The sequence below is a fragment of the Paenibacillus sp. JCM 9796 genome (assembly GCF_055379675.1).
The window spans coordinates 3404621-3418779 of sequence record NZ_AP043723.1; the positions used below are offsets into that span (position 1 = coordinate 3404621).

Annotated in this window: 14 protein-coding genes and 1 pseudogene; 9 read left to right on the forward strand and 6 right to left on the reverse strand. The window is 54.8% G+C overall.

The genetic code is table 11. The features are described 5' to 3' along the window. The first annotated feature begins 79 nt into the window (after window positions 1-79). Together ACZ439_RS16420 and ACZ439_RS16425 are read left to right on the forward strand one after the other, a co-directional pair. Entirely contained in the window at window positions 80-310 is a 231-nt protein-coding gene (locus tag ACZ439_RS16420; protein ID WP_054796892.1) for a DUF2789 family protein, read from the forward strand. A 114-nt stretch (window positions 311-424) separates the two neighbouring features. Beyond that, complete coding sequence (locus ACZ439_RS16425) at window positions 425-2191, forward strand: B12-binding domain-containing radical SAM protein (RefSeq protein ID WP_464619924.1); 1767 nt, start codon at window positions 425-427, stop codon at window positions 2189-2191. A gap of 148 nt (window positions 2192-2339) precedes the next feature. Here ACZ439_RS16425 and ACZ439_RS16430 read toward each other — a convergent pair whose 3' ends face one another. The 4 genes from ACZ439_RS16430 to mnmL form a co-directional block, all read right to left on the reverse strand. After that, window positions 2340-3305, reverse strand: coding sequence for a type I phosphomannose isomerase catalytic subunit (locus ACZ439_RS16430; protein WP_464619925.1), 966 nt, complete (start codon window positions 3303-3305; stop codon window positions 2340-2342). Window positions 3306-3461: 156 nt separating this feature from the next. Next, on the reverse strand, window positions 3462-4034 hold the full coding sequence (gene mnmM / locus ACZ439_RS16435) for a tRNA 5-(aminomethyl)-2-thiouridylate-methyltransferase MnmM (RefSeq protein WP_464619926.1): 573 nt from the start codon (window positions 4032-4034) through the stop codon (window positions 3462-3464). A 73-nt stretch (window positions 4035-4107) separates the two neighbouring features. Further along, on the reverse strand, window positions 4108-4545 hold the full coding sequence (locus tag ACZ439_RS16440; protein WP_464619927.1) for a c-type cytochrome: 438 nt from the start codon (window positions 4543-4545) through the stop codon (window positions 4108-4110). 335 nt (window positions 4546-4880) lie between these two features. After that, the gene (gene mnmL / locus ACZ439_RS16445) at window positions 4881-5834 is read right to left on the reverse strand and encodes a tRNA modification radical SAM protein MnmL/YtqA (protein ID WP_054797926.1); all 954 of its coding nucleotides are present in this window, start codon (window positions 5832-5834) and stop codon (window positions 4881-4883) included. A 201-nt stretch (window positions 5835-6035) separates the two neighbouring features. Here mnmL and ACZ439_RS16450 point away from each other — a divergent pair, with 201 nt between their 5' ends. Next, complete coding sequence (locus ACZ439_RS16450; protein WP_054797927.1) at window positions 6036-6536, forward strand: WGxxGxxG-CTERM domain-containing protein; 501 nt, start codon at window positions 6036-6038, stop codon at window positions 6534-6536. A 181-nt stretch (window positions 6537-6717) separates the two neighbouring features. Then, window positions 6718-7455 carry a tRNA (guanosine(46)-N7)-methyltransferase TrmB gene (gene trmB, locus ACZ439_RS16455; RefSeq protein WP_054800200.1) on the forward strand — a complete coding sequence of 246 codons (738 nt, stop codon included), beginning with the start codon at window positions 6718-6720 and terminating at the stop codon, window positions 7453-7455. Window positions 7456-7655: 200 nt separating this feature from the next. Here the strand turns inward: trmB and ACZ439_RS16460 are convergent, their stop codons facing one another. Continuing rightward, window positions 7656-8798 carry an MGDG synthase family glycosyltransferase gene (locus ACZ439_RS16460; protein WP_464619928.1) on the reverse strand — a complete coding sequence of 381 codons (1143 nt, stop codon included), beginning with the start codon at window positions 8796-8798 and terminating at the stop codon, window positions 7656-7658. A 61-nt stretch (window positions 8799-8859) separates the two neighbouring features. Further along, window positions 8860-9384, reverse strand: a complete 525-nt coding sequence (locus tag ACZ439_RS16465) for a phosphatase PAP2 family protein (RefSeq protein ID WP_054797928.1) — start codon at window positions 9382-9384, stop codon at window positions 8860-8862. A gap of 499 nt (window positions 9385-9883) precedes the next feature. Between ACZ439_RS16465 and ACZ439_RS16470 the strand changes: the two are divergent. The 5 genes and pseudogenes from ACZ439_RS16470 to rplT all read left to right on the forward strand — a co-directional run bounded on the left by ACZ439_RS16470 (window position 9884) and on the right by rplT (window position 13998). Next, window positions 9884-11056 (forward strand): annotated as a pseudogene (locus tag ACZ439_RS16470) (glycosyltransferase family 4 protein). A 313-nt stretch (window positions 11057-11369) separates the two neighbouring features. Continuing rightward, window positions 11370-12605, forward strand: a complete 1236-nt coding sequence (locus ACZ439_RS16475; RefSeq protein ID WP_054800199.1) for a glycosyltransferase family 2 protein — start codon at window positions 11370-11372, stop codon at window positions 12603-12605. Between the two features lie 243 nt (window positions 12606-12848). Continuing rightward, complete coding sequence (gene infC / locus ACZ439_RS16480) at window positions 12849-13349, forward strand: translation initiation factor IF-3 (protein WP_127610462.1); 501 nt, start codon at window positions 12849-12851, stop codon at window positions 13347-13349. 27 nt (window positions 13350-13376) lie between these two features. Then, window positions 13377-13580, forward strand: coding sequence for a 50S ribosomal protein L35 (gene rpmI / locus ACZ439_RS16485; protein ID WP_054797929.1), 204 nt, complete (start codon window positions 13377-13379; stop codon window positions 13578-13580). Window positions 13581-13638: 58 nt separating this feature from the next. Further along, window positions 13639-13998, forward strand: coding sequence for a 50S ribosomal protein L20 (rplT, locus tag ACZ439_RS16490; RefSeq protein WP_127610464.1), 360 nt, complete (start codon window positions 13639-13641; stop codon window positions 13996-13998). Window positions 13999-14159: the final 161 nt, after the last annotated feature.

Below are 14159 nucleotides of genomic sequence, written 5' to 3' on the forward strand. Positions count from 1 at the left end.
TATTCGTCTAATCTTGTCTTAATGTTCGCGCTGTATGATAAAGGTAAGTATTCACAAAGGGAAGGACGTTGGAACAACTATGATTTTATATCAAATGGCCAAACGGCTTGAGGAACGAAACCGGCTCCAGCACACGATCGAGCAAAGCGGCGGAGACGTGGATGCGCTCGTTACGCAGAAGGAGCTGGTGGAAGAGCAGCTGATGTCGCAAGCAAATATTTGGACCGAAACCGGGCAGGATGCATTTATGCTCGATGCGGTAACTCCGAATACGGATTGGATGCAGCCGGGAGGCGGCTTGTATGAATAAGGAAAATGGACGAAGGGTTCCATTTTCTTTTTTTTGTGTTCATACGTGTTTCCGTGTAGAATAAGGATACTTTACACCACTCGTCCGCGAGAATAAAGAGGTTCTGTATATATCATGAAAAGCATTGTATTATCCACATTAAACGCCAAATATATCCATACGTCACTAGCCCTGAGGTACTTGAAATCGTTCAGCCAGCAGGACTTCCCGGACATCCAAATCGCCGAGTACACGATTAAAGATCCCGCGATGAACATTGTCTCGGACCTGTATCGGCGCGAACCGGCGGTCATCGGCTTTTCCTGTTACATCTGGAACATCGAGGAGACGATTGTCGTCATCGGCATGCTGAAGAAAATTATGCCGGAGGTCGTCATCGTGCTCGGGGGTCCGGAGGTTTCTTACGATACGGAGTATTGGATGAAACGGCTGCCGGAAGTGGATTATATCGTCATGGGCGAAGGCGAGGAAACCTTCCACCATCTATTGACGGAGCTTCAAGGGGACCGCGCGTTCTACAGCGTATTTGGCCTCGCTTATCGCAAAGAAGACCGCGTCATCCTGAATGCGCCGCGGCCGAAGCTGGTGCTCGACCAGATCCCGACGCCGCATCGGTTTGCCGAGGATGTGCCGAGCTTGGCGAACCGTGTCGTATATTTCGAGACGAGCCGGGGCTGTCCGTTCAGCTGCCAGTTCTGTTTGTCGTCGATCGAAGTCGGCGTGCGTTATTTTGACGTGGAACGGACGAAGAGCGATTTGCTTTACTTGATTGAATCCGGAGCGAAGCTGATCAAATTCGTCGATCGTACGTTTAATATTAAACGCGACTATGCGATGGACATGTTCGAGTTTCTTATTCACAATCATCAGGGCTGCGTCTTCCAGTTCGAGATTACGGCTGACATCATGCGTCCCGAGGTGCTTGATTATTTGGCGGAGCATGCGCCGCCGGGCGTCTTCCGCTTCGAGATCGGCGTGCAGTCCACCAATGACCTGACGAACAGCCTCGTCAAGCGCCGGCAAAATTTCAGCAAGCTGACCCGCACGGTCACGAAGGTGAAGGAGAGCGGCAAAATCGATCAGCATCTCGATTTGATCGCGGGGCTGCCTGAGGAAGATTACGATTCGTTCCGCAAAACATTCAACGACGTATTTGCCCTCGGGCCGGAAGAGCTGCAGCTCGGCTTCTTGAAAATGCTGCGCGGCACCGGGATGCGGCATGATGCCGACAAATACGGCTACAAATACATGGATCACGCACCGTATGAAATTCTCGGCAACAACATCCTGCCGTTCTCCGACCTGGTGCGGATCAAGCGGGTGGAGGACGTGCTGGAGAAGTACTGGAACGCTCACCGGATGGATCACACGGTGAACTATTTGATTAAGCGGGAATTTACGTCCGCCTTCGATTTTTTCCAGGAGTTCGGGGATTATTGGGAGGAGCGGGGCTGGCAAAAAATCGGCCACCAGCTCGAGGATTTATTCACCCGGCTGCATGCATTTCTGAAGCATCGGGGGACGGAGGGACTCGAGGTGATCGAGGGTCTGATGAAGCTCGATTATTTCCTGAACCACAAGTACAAGCCGCGAAAAATCTGGTGGGATTTCTCGCTCGATAAAGCCGCGCAGGCGGAATATCTGCGGGCGCTCGCCGAGCGTCCCGAAGCCGTATCGTCACGATTCGCCGCGCTTGGAATCGGGGAGAAGGAGCTGCACAAGCACGTCATGATTGAAGTGCTGCCGTTCCGCCTCGACCGATATTTGCAAGAGGGCGTGCTGGACCGGTCGAGCGATCAGCTGCTGATCGTCTATTTTCCCCCGGACGCGTCGCTCAAGCCGCAGCCGTTCACGCTGTCGCTGGAGCCGGCCGGGGCTTAACCGGCAAGTTCGCAAGAGGCCAAGAGGCGCCCTGTCAGGGGCGCTTTTTTGGGTTTTCATGCGCTCAAACGGATAACAGCGAAACGACGGCGGTAAAGGCGCAAGGGTACAAAAAAACCGTCCGGCCCACACAGCCGAACGGTTGAATTTAAGGCAAATAGCTGCGCAGCACGGTCATGCTGCCCGCGAGTGCGTAGTCGCCCAAGTTCGCCGGGAGCAAGAAGCATTCGCCGGCTTTCACGGCGAGTTCGCCGTCTGCCCAGCGGATTGCGCCCGTTCCTTCGCAGACGATATGGATGACGAAGCTGTCCGGCACGGTTTGCAGGCTCCATTCGCCTTCGACTCGGCCTTTTTCGGTGATGAAGAAAGGGGATTGGACGAGGGTTAGCCATTGCTGCGGTCCGCTCAGCTCCGTCTTCATATAAGTCGCGCCGGATCCTTCATAGGCGATAACGTTCAACGAATCTTCAATATGCAGCTCTCGCGGCTTGCCGTCCAATCCGAGCCGGTCGTAATCGTACAGCCGGTAGGTGCTGTCGGAGTTTTGCTGAATTTCCGCGACCAGTACGCCGGCGCCGAGAGCGTGCACCGTACCGGCCGGAATGTAGAAGCTGTCCCCGGCTTCGACGGAAATTTCATGGAGGCAGTCCATGATCCGGTTGTCTGCAATCGCTGCCGCCAACTGTTCGCGGGTGACGCCTTCTTGTAAGCCGTATATGATTTTGGCGCCCGGTTTGGCGTCCAGGATGTACCACATTTCGGTTTTGCCGAGTTCGCCTTGCGGCAGACGCTCGTAATGATCGTTCGGATGAACCTGCACCGACAAGTCGTCCTGACAATCCAGCAGCTTGATCAGCAGCGGGAAGCGGCCGTTTTTCTCGGAGAAGCCTTTGCTCCCGAACAGCGTTTTCCCGTATAACTCGCGAATTCGATCCAGTCCGAGCCCGGCCAGCTCGCCGTTCGCGACCGTTGTCGTGCCGTTCGGGTGATCGCCGATCATCCAGCCTTCGCCGATAGGACCTTCGGGCAGCGCTAAGCCGAATTGCTCCAAGGCTCGCCCGCCCCACACTCTGTTTTTAAACTCCGGATTGCATTTCAACGGGTATGGTTTCATGGTTTTGCGCGCTCCCTACTTTCGTGTCTCTTGAATCCTCTCACTTCTTGAAAATTATATCAATTCAAGCGGGAATGCGCTATAGCGCGAGAGACCGTCTATACAAAGAAAGCATCCCGCTTTTGGATCAAAAGGGGATGTTTCGGGTATACAAGACTATCTTTTTTCAATAGCGATGACATAAGGCGGGCGGTTGCGTTGGTTCAGGAATCGGTAGGTGAGCACCTGGTAGTCCGCTTGCGGCAGGGCGGCCGCCCAAGCTTCCACGGCTTCGGCTTCTTCTGGTCCGCCCGGGTGCCCCGTGTACAGCACGATCGTGATGATGCCGCCGCGGCGCAGCAGTCCGGCCGCAGCCTGCAGCGCGGCAAGCGTGGAGTCGGGCAGCGTGACGGTGCCGTGATCGTGTCCCGGCAAATAGCCGAGGTTGAACGCCACGGCGGCGATCCGTCCGTGGTGCTCTACGGGAATGGCATCGGCCAGCTCCGCATGGCTGCGGAGAACGAGCTCCACCCGGTGCCCCGGCACTTCTTGCGCGCAGCGTGCCGCGGTGCATGCGATCGCTGTTTCTTGAATATCGAAGGCGTACACGATGCCCTCCATGCCGACTTGCTTGGCCAGAAACACCGTGTCCACGCCGTTGCCGGCGGTGGCATCGATGACCGTTTCGCCGGCCTGTACGCGTTCTTCCATTAATTTATGCGCGAAACTAAGAATAGAGATGAATCCCAAGGACGAACGACTTCCTTTCCTGCATCAGTGTTCAGTCGTACAAGTTCTTAAGTATAGTCGCTTATTTCTTCACTTATTTCTTCACGGTCAGCCAAGCGGCCAACGTTTCCACTTCTTCTTCGCTTAAGGTTTCCTTGAAGCCGGGCATATCGCTGCTGCCTTCTCGAATCTGTTCCACGAGCTGCGCTTTCGATTTCCGTCCGCCGACCTTCGACAGGCTGGGGCCGACGTTTCCTTGCAATTGATCGCCGTGGCAGGCGAGGCAATTATCTTTGTAGAGCGGCTGGGCCTGCGCCGACACATCGGCAGCCGCGGGCTCCGCCATCGCGGGCTCGCGCGGCTTCGCCGGGGCGGCGAAGCCGCTGCTGCCGGAGCCGGAACCCGGCTCCGAGGTTGCTACCGCCGGCGCCGTCACCTTGCCTGGTGCAACCGGCGCTCGCTGCGGCTCGGCCTCCGCCTGCGCAGCGAACACCTGCGCGCCGCCCGGCTTCGCCGCGGGCGCTCCGGGCATAGCCGCCGCCGGGCTGCTGCCGGCGGCTCCAGCGCTTGCGCCGCCGCCGGTGCCCGCGGGCGCGCCTGTTGCCCCCTGCGGGGCAACAGGCGCAGCCTTCGGCGGCGGCAACAGGGGCGCACCCGTCCCGCTGCTATCGGCGGCGGGTGCGGCAGCTTGCGGAGCCGCCGGCCGGACCGGCTCCGAGCTGCAGCCGGTCGCGGCCAGCAGCGCGACCCCGAGCAGCAGAGCGGCGTTAGAGCGCTGCGGAATGGTTCTCATCGTCAAGCCCCCTCACATTCTGGAATCGTCGTCTTCCTACGAGGATCGAGGCTCGCTCGCGGGGAACGGTCGGTTCATGCCGAAGTCCACTTTTTCCCTTGCCAAGTGTCCCGGCGAACCAGTTCTTGGTCGAATGCGTTCAGCACTTCCCACTTCTTCAGGCTCCACATCGGACCGATCAACAAGTCGCGCGGCGCATCCCCGGTAAGCCGGTGAACGATCATGTCGGGCGGAAGCAGCTCCAGCGTGTCGACGACCAGGCTCACGTACTCATCTTTCTCGAGGAATTGCAGCAGCCCGGCTTCGTACTGCTTAACCATCGGCGTTTTGCGCATCAGATGGAGCAGATGAATTTTAATCCCTTGCACGTCCATATGCGCCACTTGCCGGCCGGTTTCCAGCATCATCTCGTGTGTCTCCTGCGGCAGCCCGTATATAATGTGGGCGCAAACGCGGATGCCGCGCGCCCGCAGCTTGGCGACGGCGTCCAGGTAGCAGGCGGTGTCGTGCGCGCGGTTGATGAGTTCGGACGTGCGTTCGTGCACGGTTTGCAGCCCCATCTCGACCCAGAGGTACGTCCGCTCGTTCAGCTCGGCCAAATAGTCGATCACATCGTCCGGCAAGCAGTCCGGCCGAGTGGCGATCGACAGCCCGACAACCCCGGGCTGCTGCAAGATCGCTTCATAATACTCACGGAGCTCTTCGACGGGAGCGTACGTATTCGTATAGGCTTGAAAATAACCGATATATTGCGCTTCCGGCCATTTCTGATGCTGCAGGTCGCGAATTTTGTTAAATTGCGTCACGAGGTCGTCGCGGCGGCTGCCGGCGAAATCGCCCGAGCCGCGGGCGCTGCAGAACGTGCACCCGCCGGTCGCAATGGTTCCGTCCCGATTGGGGCACGTAAAACCGGCGTCGAGCATCACTTTGAACACTTTGGTGCCGAATTGCCGGCGCATTTCGTAATTCCATGTATGAAACCGTTTATCTCCCCATAAACGGGGTCCGGTTGATTCCGTTGCTTGCATGGCGTATGGACTCCTTCAAATTCAGGTTGCTGCGAGCACGATGGCTCTCAATCATTTTACAAAAAACAGGGCGGAAAAGCGAACTTTCCCTTGACAATAGCCCCCTTGTCCCGAATCGGATAACAAGAAGCGCCGAGGTTCATCCTATGGTTGCAGGGCGGCTAACCAACTTTCGATTGGAGAAGGGAGATTTCTCACATCATGAACAAGTTCGGTAAAACAGTGCTTGCGTTAGCGTTGACGACTGCATTAGGTTTCGGAGGTCAGGCGTTCGCCGAGACAGCTGCTACCGGTACAACCGGAACTACCGGTACGTCGGGCACGTATGGAACTTACAACACCAACGGGACATACGGCACCGGAGCGACTAGCGCCACGGGCAGGGTTAACCCGACTACGACGGGCACGGCCGGCTACGGCCCTTCGACACCGGGCACAAGCACGACCGGAACGACAACCACGACGGGAACCGGCTACAACGACAACATGCTCGACCGCATGAACACTTACCCGAATACCGCCGATCGCACCGGCTACGGGTATGGAGGCAATTACAGTACGCTCTCGTACCGGACGAACACGGCGAACAACGCAACCACGGCGAACGGCAGCAATTGGGGATGGTTGGGCCTCCTGGGTCTTCTCGGATTAGCGGGCATGCGCGGACGCAGCAGGGACGAGGATGTAGACCGTGCGAAGTAAAGTATAAAGACGGAAAGCCAGCCTTCACGCACCGACTGCGGCCGAACCTTAAGCGAACGAACGATCGCCCGGGTTCGGTCTTTTCATTGCCGGTATTATTGAGTATAATCGACAAAGGAAAACGGCTGTCCCGGGTTTCAGAACAGGACGCGCGTAAATTGCGGTTGGAGGAAAATCGAGTATGCGGCTAAGAGGACGTAAAGGAATAAAAGAAGCGCTGGAGGCTCAGCCCGAGCTGGTTGTTTTGGAACCGCAGGCTCATAAGGGCCGTTGGCGGGAAGTGTTCGGCAATGACCGTCCGATTCATGTGGAGCTCGGCATGGGCAAAGGAAAGTTTATCAGCGAGCTAAGCGCGCTCAACCCGCAAACGAATTACATAGGCATCGACATGTACGACGAATTGATTCGCAGAGGCAGCGAGAAAGCACGCGATTCCCGTGAGGTTCATGGCGGCGACTTGTCGAATTTGCGGCTCGTTCGTTTCAATATCGAATATTTGGAGGACATCTTCGAGAGTGGTGAGCTGGACCGCATCTATTTGAACTTCAGCGACCCGTGGCCGAAAAAGAAGCACGCGCGCCGTCGGCTGACGCATGCCGCTTTTGTCCGTAAATACGAGAAAGTCCTGAACGATAACGGCGAAATTCATTTCAAGACGGATTCCCGCAGCTTGTTCGAATTTTCTTTGAACTCGTTCGCCGATCTCGGACTGAGGATGCGCAATATTTCGCTCGATCTGCATGCCGAAGGGCCGCGCACCGATCTGGTGATGACGGAATACGAGACGAAATTTTTCGAGCGGGGGATGCCGATTCACCGGGTGGAAGTCGTGATCGGCGAGAAGGCGCTGGCCGCTCATGTGAAGCGATTGGCGGAGGAAGACGAGGCGGGGGCTGAACCGGAAGGAAACGCGAACTAACTCCTGCGGCAATAATAACGGAACGATCTCGCGTCTATTTGGTTGAATGACGGTTCGCCCGTTTTCGTTCCGATGGTACCTTACCGGTCCGCTATATTTCACCGGGCTTCGTTATAAGCCCTCCATCTTACTTTCGTTATGACATTGGCGGAGCTTGGCTCCGCGCGAGAAAGCCCTGACCCCCGGTCAGGGCTTTTCGGCTATGAAGACTTGGTCCAGCAGCCGGCAGCCGCCAGCTGATCGATGATCACGCGCGAACAATCCATCGGACGGTAAGCGGCTGCGCTGGTTCCGCGCGCTTCACGTCTATGCCGCATGACCGGATATTGCTCCGCCAGCATGTCAAACCAACGATTGACGGTTTCCGGCGAGCGTATCGGTTCCCCGAGCCCCTGCTGAATGAAATATTGAAGGTTTTCCTCTTCCTGGCCCGGGATCGGCTCGTAGAACAGCATCGGGATTCCCTTCGCCATAGCTTCCGTGCATGTCATGCCTCCCGGTTTGGTGATCAGCAAGTCAGACACGTCCATCCATTTGTCGATTTCATGGGTAAAACCGAGCAGGCGCACATGGGGATGTCGAAACCGCTCATCTGCGAGCAGCGCAGCTTTGGCTTTCTCGTTGCTGCCGAGGCAAATAACGAGCTGTATGTCCTCCCGCCGCTGCACGAGATGATCGAGGAACGCTTTTCCCTTCATTAATCCCCAACCGCCGCCCATCACGAGCACCGTCGGCATGGCCTTTAGCCCGAAGCGAGCGCGCAGCTCGTCGCGGTTGTGCGCCTTCCAGAAATTCGGGTGCACCGGAATGCCGGTCACCTGAACCGAATCGGCCGGTACGCCGCGGCTAAGCAAGGTTTGCTTGGCGTCCTCAGTGGGCACCAGGTAGGTGTTCACTTCACGGCTTACCCATGCCCCGTGAACGTCGTAATCGGTAATGACCGTACATAAAGGAACGTCGAGACCGATTCGTTTCAGACGGGAAACGACCGCGCTGGGGAACGGGTGCGTACACACGATCGTATCGGGACGCAGCTGACGGATGACGGCTGCCGCCTGTGCGTAAAAAATGCGGTGCAAGGCGAGCTGTGTCATGCGGTTCAGCGATTTTTTGTAACGCGACCTGTACACCATCCCATACAGTCTGGGCTGGGTGGATACCGTCTTCCGGTACGCCGTAAATACCCAAGGAGCCAGCATCGGGTGTAAAAACTTCCCGAGCTCCAGCACGCGGGTTTGAATATCCGGCGCAAGCAGGCGCAAACTTCGGGCCAGCGCGTGCGCCGCTTGCGTATGTCCCGCCCCGAAGCCTTCGGATAACAATAGAACCCTCTTTTTACGCATTGGCGAATTCCCTCCACCGGGTACCTTGTGATTTAGGCTTGCCTTCCATGGGGTTTGCTTCCTACAGCACGGCTACAGCCGAGACGGCGGTTACGGTTCCGATCAAGCTGCCGGCCAGACAATCGGAAGGATAGTGCAGGCCCAAATAAATACGTGAAACGCCGACCAAAGCGGCGACCGGCAGGAACAGTGCGAACGTCCACGGGCCGATAAACATCAGCGGTACCAGAACGGAGAATACCGCCGTCGTATGGCCGGAAGGAAAAGAGTGGTCGGTCAGCGGATTTTTGCAGGCGCGGGTATCGGGAAGGACGAGATAAGGGCGCAATCTGGGGTATTTCTTCTTAATAATAGCCACGGGCAAATGACTCACGGCCAGCGCCGCGCAGCTCTGAATGCCGGCCGTTCTCCAATCGCCGCCGGTGAATAGGGCAATGGACAACGCGGTGACGATCATGACCGTCGCGCCTCCGATATGGGTAAAGGCATTAAAGAATAAGTCAAGCACGTCGTGCTGAATACGCTGATTCACAAAACAAAACATCCGTTTTTCATGATGCTGCAGCCAAGTTACGACACGGCTCAAGAGTTATCGCCTCCTGCTGTGGAATTAGCTTTCGTCATGCGCTTACTTTTATTGTAGCTGTCAATTGTTAATGGAGTATCAACGGAAAGAATAGAAAAAATTAATGTTGCATTGACGCCCCGTTAACAATGTTTGGATAAGATAGCTTGTGAAACTTGCCGCTTGTAACGTATCCCTTAATACGGCCGGCCAACCCGAAAGTTTCCTTATGCAGCTGCTTCCCGCCTCGTGAACGTCTTCAGCCGGGTAGACTGTACGGCGTGCCATACGGTCCATTGTATTCTTCAGCCGCCGGTTTCGTCTCACCGTAAACCGCCGATGCCGATTGCAGTTTCGACAAAACCCCGGTTTATGCTTCCAATGTCAGTTTTGTCTCAGGTAATCCGCCAACGTGTATGACGGTTTCGACAAAACCCGGCTTATGCTTCCGATGTAGTTTTGTCTCACGTCATCTGCTAACGCGGATTACTGTTTCAACAAAACTTGGAGGAGGTTAATTATGAGAGTAGCCCTGTTTACGGATACGTATGTGCCGGATGTGAACGGTGTTGCGCAAACGCTCGGTCGATGGGTGAATTACTTGGAAACGCGCGGGGTGGAGTGCATGGTGTTTGCGCCGTTAAGTCACTCGGCTGCCGAAACGAATCAACGGATGGTGGAACGATTTTACAGTATCCCTTTTTTATTGTATCCGGAGTGCCGAATGGCTATCCCGGACCCGATGAATCTGAAGAAAACGCTCAGAGCTTTTGCCCCCGATCTGATTCATTTGGCGACACCCTTCAACCTGGGGCTGGTCGGGCTGCATTACGCGAAGCGGCATCACATACCCGTGGTAGCGTCCTACCACACTCACTTCGACCAGTATCTCGCTTACTATAAACTGCAATGGATGGAGCCGATCCTGTGGAAATACATGCTTTGGTTCCATCAGGACTGTCAACGCATTTACGTTCCTTCCCGTTCCGCAAAGAAACATTTGGAGGAAAAAGGGCTCAATTTCGTAGAGATTTGGTCCCGCGGCGTCGATGTGCAGCGCTTTCATCCGTTCGCGGATCGAAAGGAAGTGCTTGCCGCCCGCAACCTTTCTCCGGGTAAGTTCGTCATGTTATATGTTGGAAGACTGGCTCCCGAGAAGAGCGTCGACGTGTTGATGCGCACTTTCGAATCGTTGCCGGCACACATGCGGGCCTGTTCGCACTTGATCATAGCTGGCGACGGGCCGCTGCTAAAGCCGCTTACGGAGCAGTATGGAGGTGATCCCGACATAACGTTTACCGGCTTTCAGCAAGGCTAGGCGCTGAGCGATCTCTATGCCGCGGCCGATGTGTTCGTGTTTCCTTCTGCAACCGAAACGTTCGGTAACGTCATCCTCGAAGCGATGGCTTCCGGGACGCCGGTTGTCGGAGCGAACGCCGGAGGCGTGGCCGACAATATCGAGCACGGCCGAACCGGCTTGTTGTGCGCTCCCGGCCAAGTTTCGGAATTTGTCGAAGCGGCGCACAAAATTTTCACGGACCGCTCTTTTGCGCAAAAACTTGCCGCGGCCGGACGAACCTATAGCATGAAGCAATCGTGGGACGCGATTTTCGCCGGATTGTACGACAGCTGCCGGAAGGTGGCGGAAGCGTCGTTACGATCGCGTGAGGAGAAAGACGTCGTATTGAAATAGTTTGTACCCCGGCATCTTCAGCGTGAAGAAAAATATTTCCAAATGCAGCTTATAAAAAGTTTGAAAAACGATGAAAATAAGACGTAAAAAGATGGATGGCGAAGAACCTGAGCGGAATTGCGGAGCTTTTTCCCCGAAATGACAGAGATCTGACTTAATCAAGCGGCATTGCGCTTTTGACAAATCGGACCAAAGAGAGGAAAATCATATTCGGCGACCCACGCATTCCTGATCACGCCATCGAATCCGTATTAAAAGCGAAAACTAGAAAAGAAAGACAAAAGGGGTACATACAAAAAAAGGGGGATGTTTCATGTTGGACAGTATCCTGCTAGGCCTCCAAATTTTATTGGCTGTAATCGGAGGCTATCAGCTGCTTCTGTCGTTTTTCGGTTGGTATCGTCGTAAGAACAAGGCCAACCACGCGCCGCAAAAATCGTTTGCCGTACTCGTCGCTGCGCACAATGAGGAGCAGGTTGTCGGGGCGCTCATTGAGAATCTGAAGACGCTCGACTACCCTAAGGAACTGTACGATATTTTCGTTATTTGCGATAATTGCTCCGACAATACGGCGCAGATCGCCCGCGATATGGGCGTACACGCTTGCGAACGGAAAAATCCGAAGCTGCGAGGCAAAGGGTATGCCATTGAGTGGATGCTGAAGGAGCTTTGGAAAATGCCGCGTCAATACGACGCGATTGTCATGTTCGACGCCGACAATCTGGTGAACCCGGATTACTTGACACATATGAACAACGACCTGTGCAACGGCTCCAAAGTGATCCAGGCGTATCTCGATACGAAAAATCCGCATGACTCCTGGATCACCGCGGCTTATGCGATCACGTATTGGTATTGCAACCGCTTGTGGCAGCTGCCGCGGACAAATCTGGGGCTTGCCAACTACTTGGGCGGTACAGGCATGTGCTTTGAAACGAACTTGCTTAAAGAGATGGGCTGGGGCGCAACAAGCCTCGTAGAAGACTTGGAATTTACGATGCGCTGCGTCATGCGCGGCGTGAATCCGACATTCAACTACGATGCCAAAGTGTACGACGAGAAGCCACTGACCTTCAAGGCCTCCGCGCGTCAGCGCCTGCGCTGGATGCAAGGCCACTTCGACGTCGCGCGCCGTTACTTCCTCCCGCTGTTCTGGTCGGGGGTTAAGGAGAGAAGCTGGGCCAAGATTGATACGGCGGTTTACGCGCTGAACGTTTACAACGTCTTTATCGGCTCGATATTGACGATCGTGCTGTGGATTAACTTGATTGTTCCGAATTTCGAGAAGTTTACGTCGCTTTACGAAATGGCGCCGTTGATGTTCGCTATTTACTCCGTTCTGTCCTACGGTCAGTTCGTTACGGCGATCGTGCTTGAGAAAGCGCCGCTTAAGACTTACAAGTATTTGATCACGTTCCCGGTTTATTTGCTTTCCTGGTGGCCGATCACGGTTTACGCCTTCTTCACGCAGAACAATAAGCAGTGGAGCCATACGGAGCACACCCGTGTCATCCGGCTGGAAGAAGTGCAGAGCAAGCAGGCGGGATAGCTGTAAATGGGACATTGACTTTACCCAAGAACTTGTGATATATTGTTTTGGTGCGAAGAAGAAGCGCCCGCTTCTCACCTGCCCGACTAAGGTTGGCTGGTTATGAATGAGAGTGAATGGCATGAATGACTGATTATGCAATCGGTTCGTTCGATCACTTGAACCTAAACCGACGTGGGCGCTAAGCGCCTACGTCTTTTTTATATAATCCTTTGGAGGTGGCAGGTTATTAGTACAGAGCACATGATTAATGATGACATTCGGGCGAGAGAAGTTCGACTGATTGGGGCAGACGGGGAACAACTGGGCATTAAGCCGATTCGTGAAGCGCTGCAAATTGCGCAGGATCTGAATCTGGATTTGGTGAACGTTGCTCCTACGGCGAAACCGCCGGTATGCCGCATTATGGACTACGGGAAATTCCGCTATGAAACGCAGAAGAAAGAGAAGGAAGCCCGTAAGAACCAAAAAATCGTGGAACTCAAAGAAATTCGCTTGAGCGCTACGATTGACGAACACGATTTCCAGACGAAGCTGCGCAACGTCACGAAGTTCTTGAGTGATGGCGATAAAGTGAAGCTTTCCGTTCGATTCCGCGGACGTGAGATCGCTCACGCCGAGATCGGCCAGCGCCAGCTGGAACGGATGGCAGCCGAAGTGGAAGAGCTGTGCGTGATCGAGCGCAGGCCGAAGCTGGAAGGCCGAAGCATGATCATGATCTTGTCGCCGAAGCAGCAGCAATAAACTTCATTCTTTAAGGAGGAACACCCCATGCCAAAAATGAAAACACACAGCAGCCTGAAAGGCCGTTTCAAGATTACAGGTACCGGTAAAGTGAAACGTTACAAAGCTTACAAAAACCACCTGCTGTCGGGCAAATCCGGCCGCCAAAAGCGCGTGCTCGGAACGAACCCGGTCATGGCTCCTGGCGATGTAAGACGCCTGAAGCAGCAGCTTGCTAACATCAAAGGTTAATTGTCAAATTACGATTCGTTTCGTTATCCATAAACAACATTCTTGGAGGTAGATTGTCATGGCAAGAGTAAAAGGCGGCTTTATCCGCACTCGTCGTCGCAAGAAGATTTTGAAGCTTGCTAAAGGTTATTTCGGTTCGAAACATAGATTATTTAAAACAGCTAAAGAGCAGGTTATGAAATCCCTGCTGTACGCATACCGTGACCGTCGTCAGAAAAAACGCGACTTCCGCAAATTGTGGATCGTCCGGATCAACGCGGCTGCTCGACAAAACGGCCTGTCCTACAGCAAATTGATGCATGGCCTGAAACTTGCTGGCGTAGAAGTAAACCGCAAAATGCTTGCTGACCTCGCGGTTAACGATATCAGTGCGTTCAACTCGCTCGCCGAAACCGCTAAACAAAAGGTTAACGCTTAAAGATCAAACATTAAAACCCATGGAGCGCGCTCTGCTGTTCAGCAGAGTGCACTCCATGGGTTTTTTGTGTTATTACCTGGGGCAAGCCAGACTGATGCCGGCGAGCGAAGGATGGAGCATCCGACGCACGCCGGCACCTTGCGCATGGCTTCATGCCTTCG

What these genes read in the sequence shown, in the direction of transcription:
- ACZ439_RS16440 (WP_464619927.1), bottom strand. Translation starts at nt 4,545, where the DNA reads ATGCCCGGAGCGCCCGCGGCGAAGCCGGGCGGCGCGCAGGTGTTCGCT.
- ACZ439_RS16460 (WP_464619928.1), bottom strand. Translation starts at nt 8,798, where the DNA reads ATGCGTAAAAAGAGGGTTCTATTGTTATCCGAAGGCTTCGGGGCGGGA.
- rplT (WP_127610464.1), top strand. Translation starts at nt 13,639, where the DNA reads ATGGCAAGAGTAAAAGGCGGCTTTATCCGCACTCGTCGTCGCAAGAAG.
- ACZ439_RS16450 (WP_054797927.1), top strand. Translation starts at nt 6,036, where the DNA reads ATGAACAAGTTCGGTAAAACAGTGCTTGCGTTAGCGTTGACGACTGCA.
- ACZ439_RS16430 (WP_464619925.1), bottom strand. Translation starts at nt 3,305, where the DNA reads ATGAAACCATACCCGTTGAAATGCAATCCGGAGTTTAAAAACAGAGTG.
- ACZ439_RS16420 (WP_054796892.1), top strand. Translation starts at nt 80, where the DNA reads ATGATTTTATATCAAATGGCCAAACGGCTTGAGGAACGAAACCGGCTC.
- rpmI (WP_054797929.1), top strand. Translation starts at nt 13,377, where the DNA reads ATGCCAAAAATGAAAACACACAGCAGCCTGAAAGGCCGTTTCAAGATT.
- trmB (WP_054800200.1), top strand. Translation starts at nt 6,718, where the DNA reads ATGCGGCTAAGAGGACGTAAAGGAATAAAAGAAGCGCTGGAGGCTCAG.
- ACZ439_RS16425 (WP_464619924.1), top strand. Translation starts at nt 425, where the DNA reads ATGAAAAGCATTGTATTATCCACATTAAACGCCAAATATATCCATACG.
- mnmL (WP_054797926.1), bottom strand. Translation starts at nt 5,834, where the DNA reads ATGCAAGCAACGGAATCAACCGGACCCCGTTTATGGGGAGATAAACGG.
- infC (WP_127610462.1), top strand. Translation starts at nt 12,849, where the DNA reads ATGATTAATGATGACATTCGGGCGAGAGAAGTTCGACTGATTGGGGCA.
- ACZ439_RS16475 (WP_054800199.1), top strand. Translation starts at nt 11,370, where the DNA reads ATGTTGGACAGTATCCTGCTAGGCCTCCAAATTTTATTGGCTGTAATC.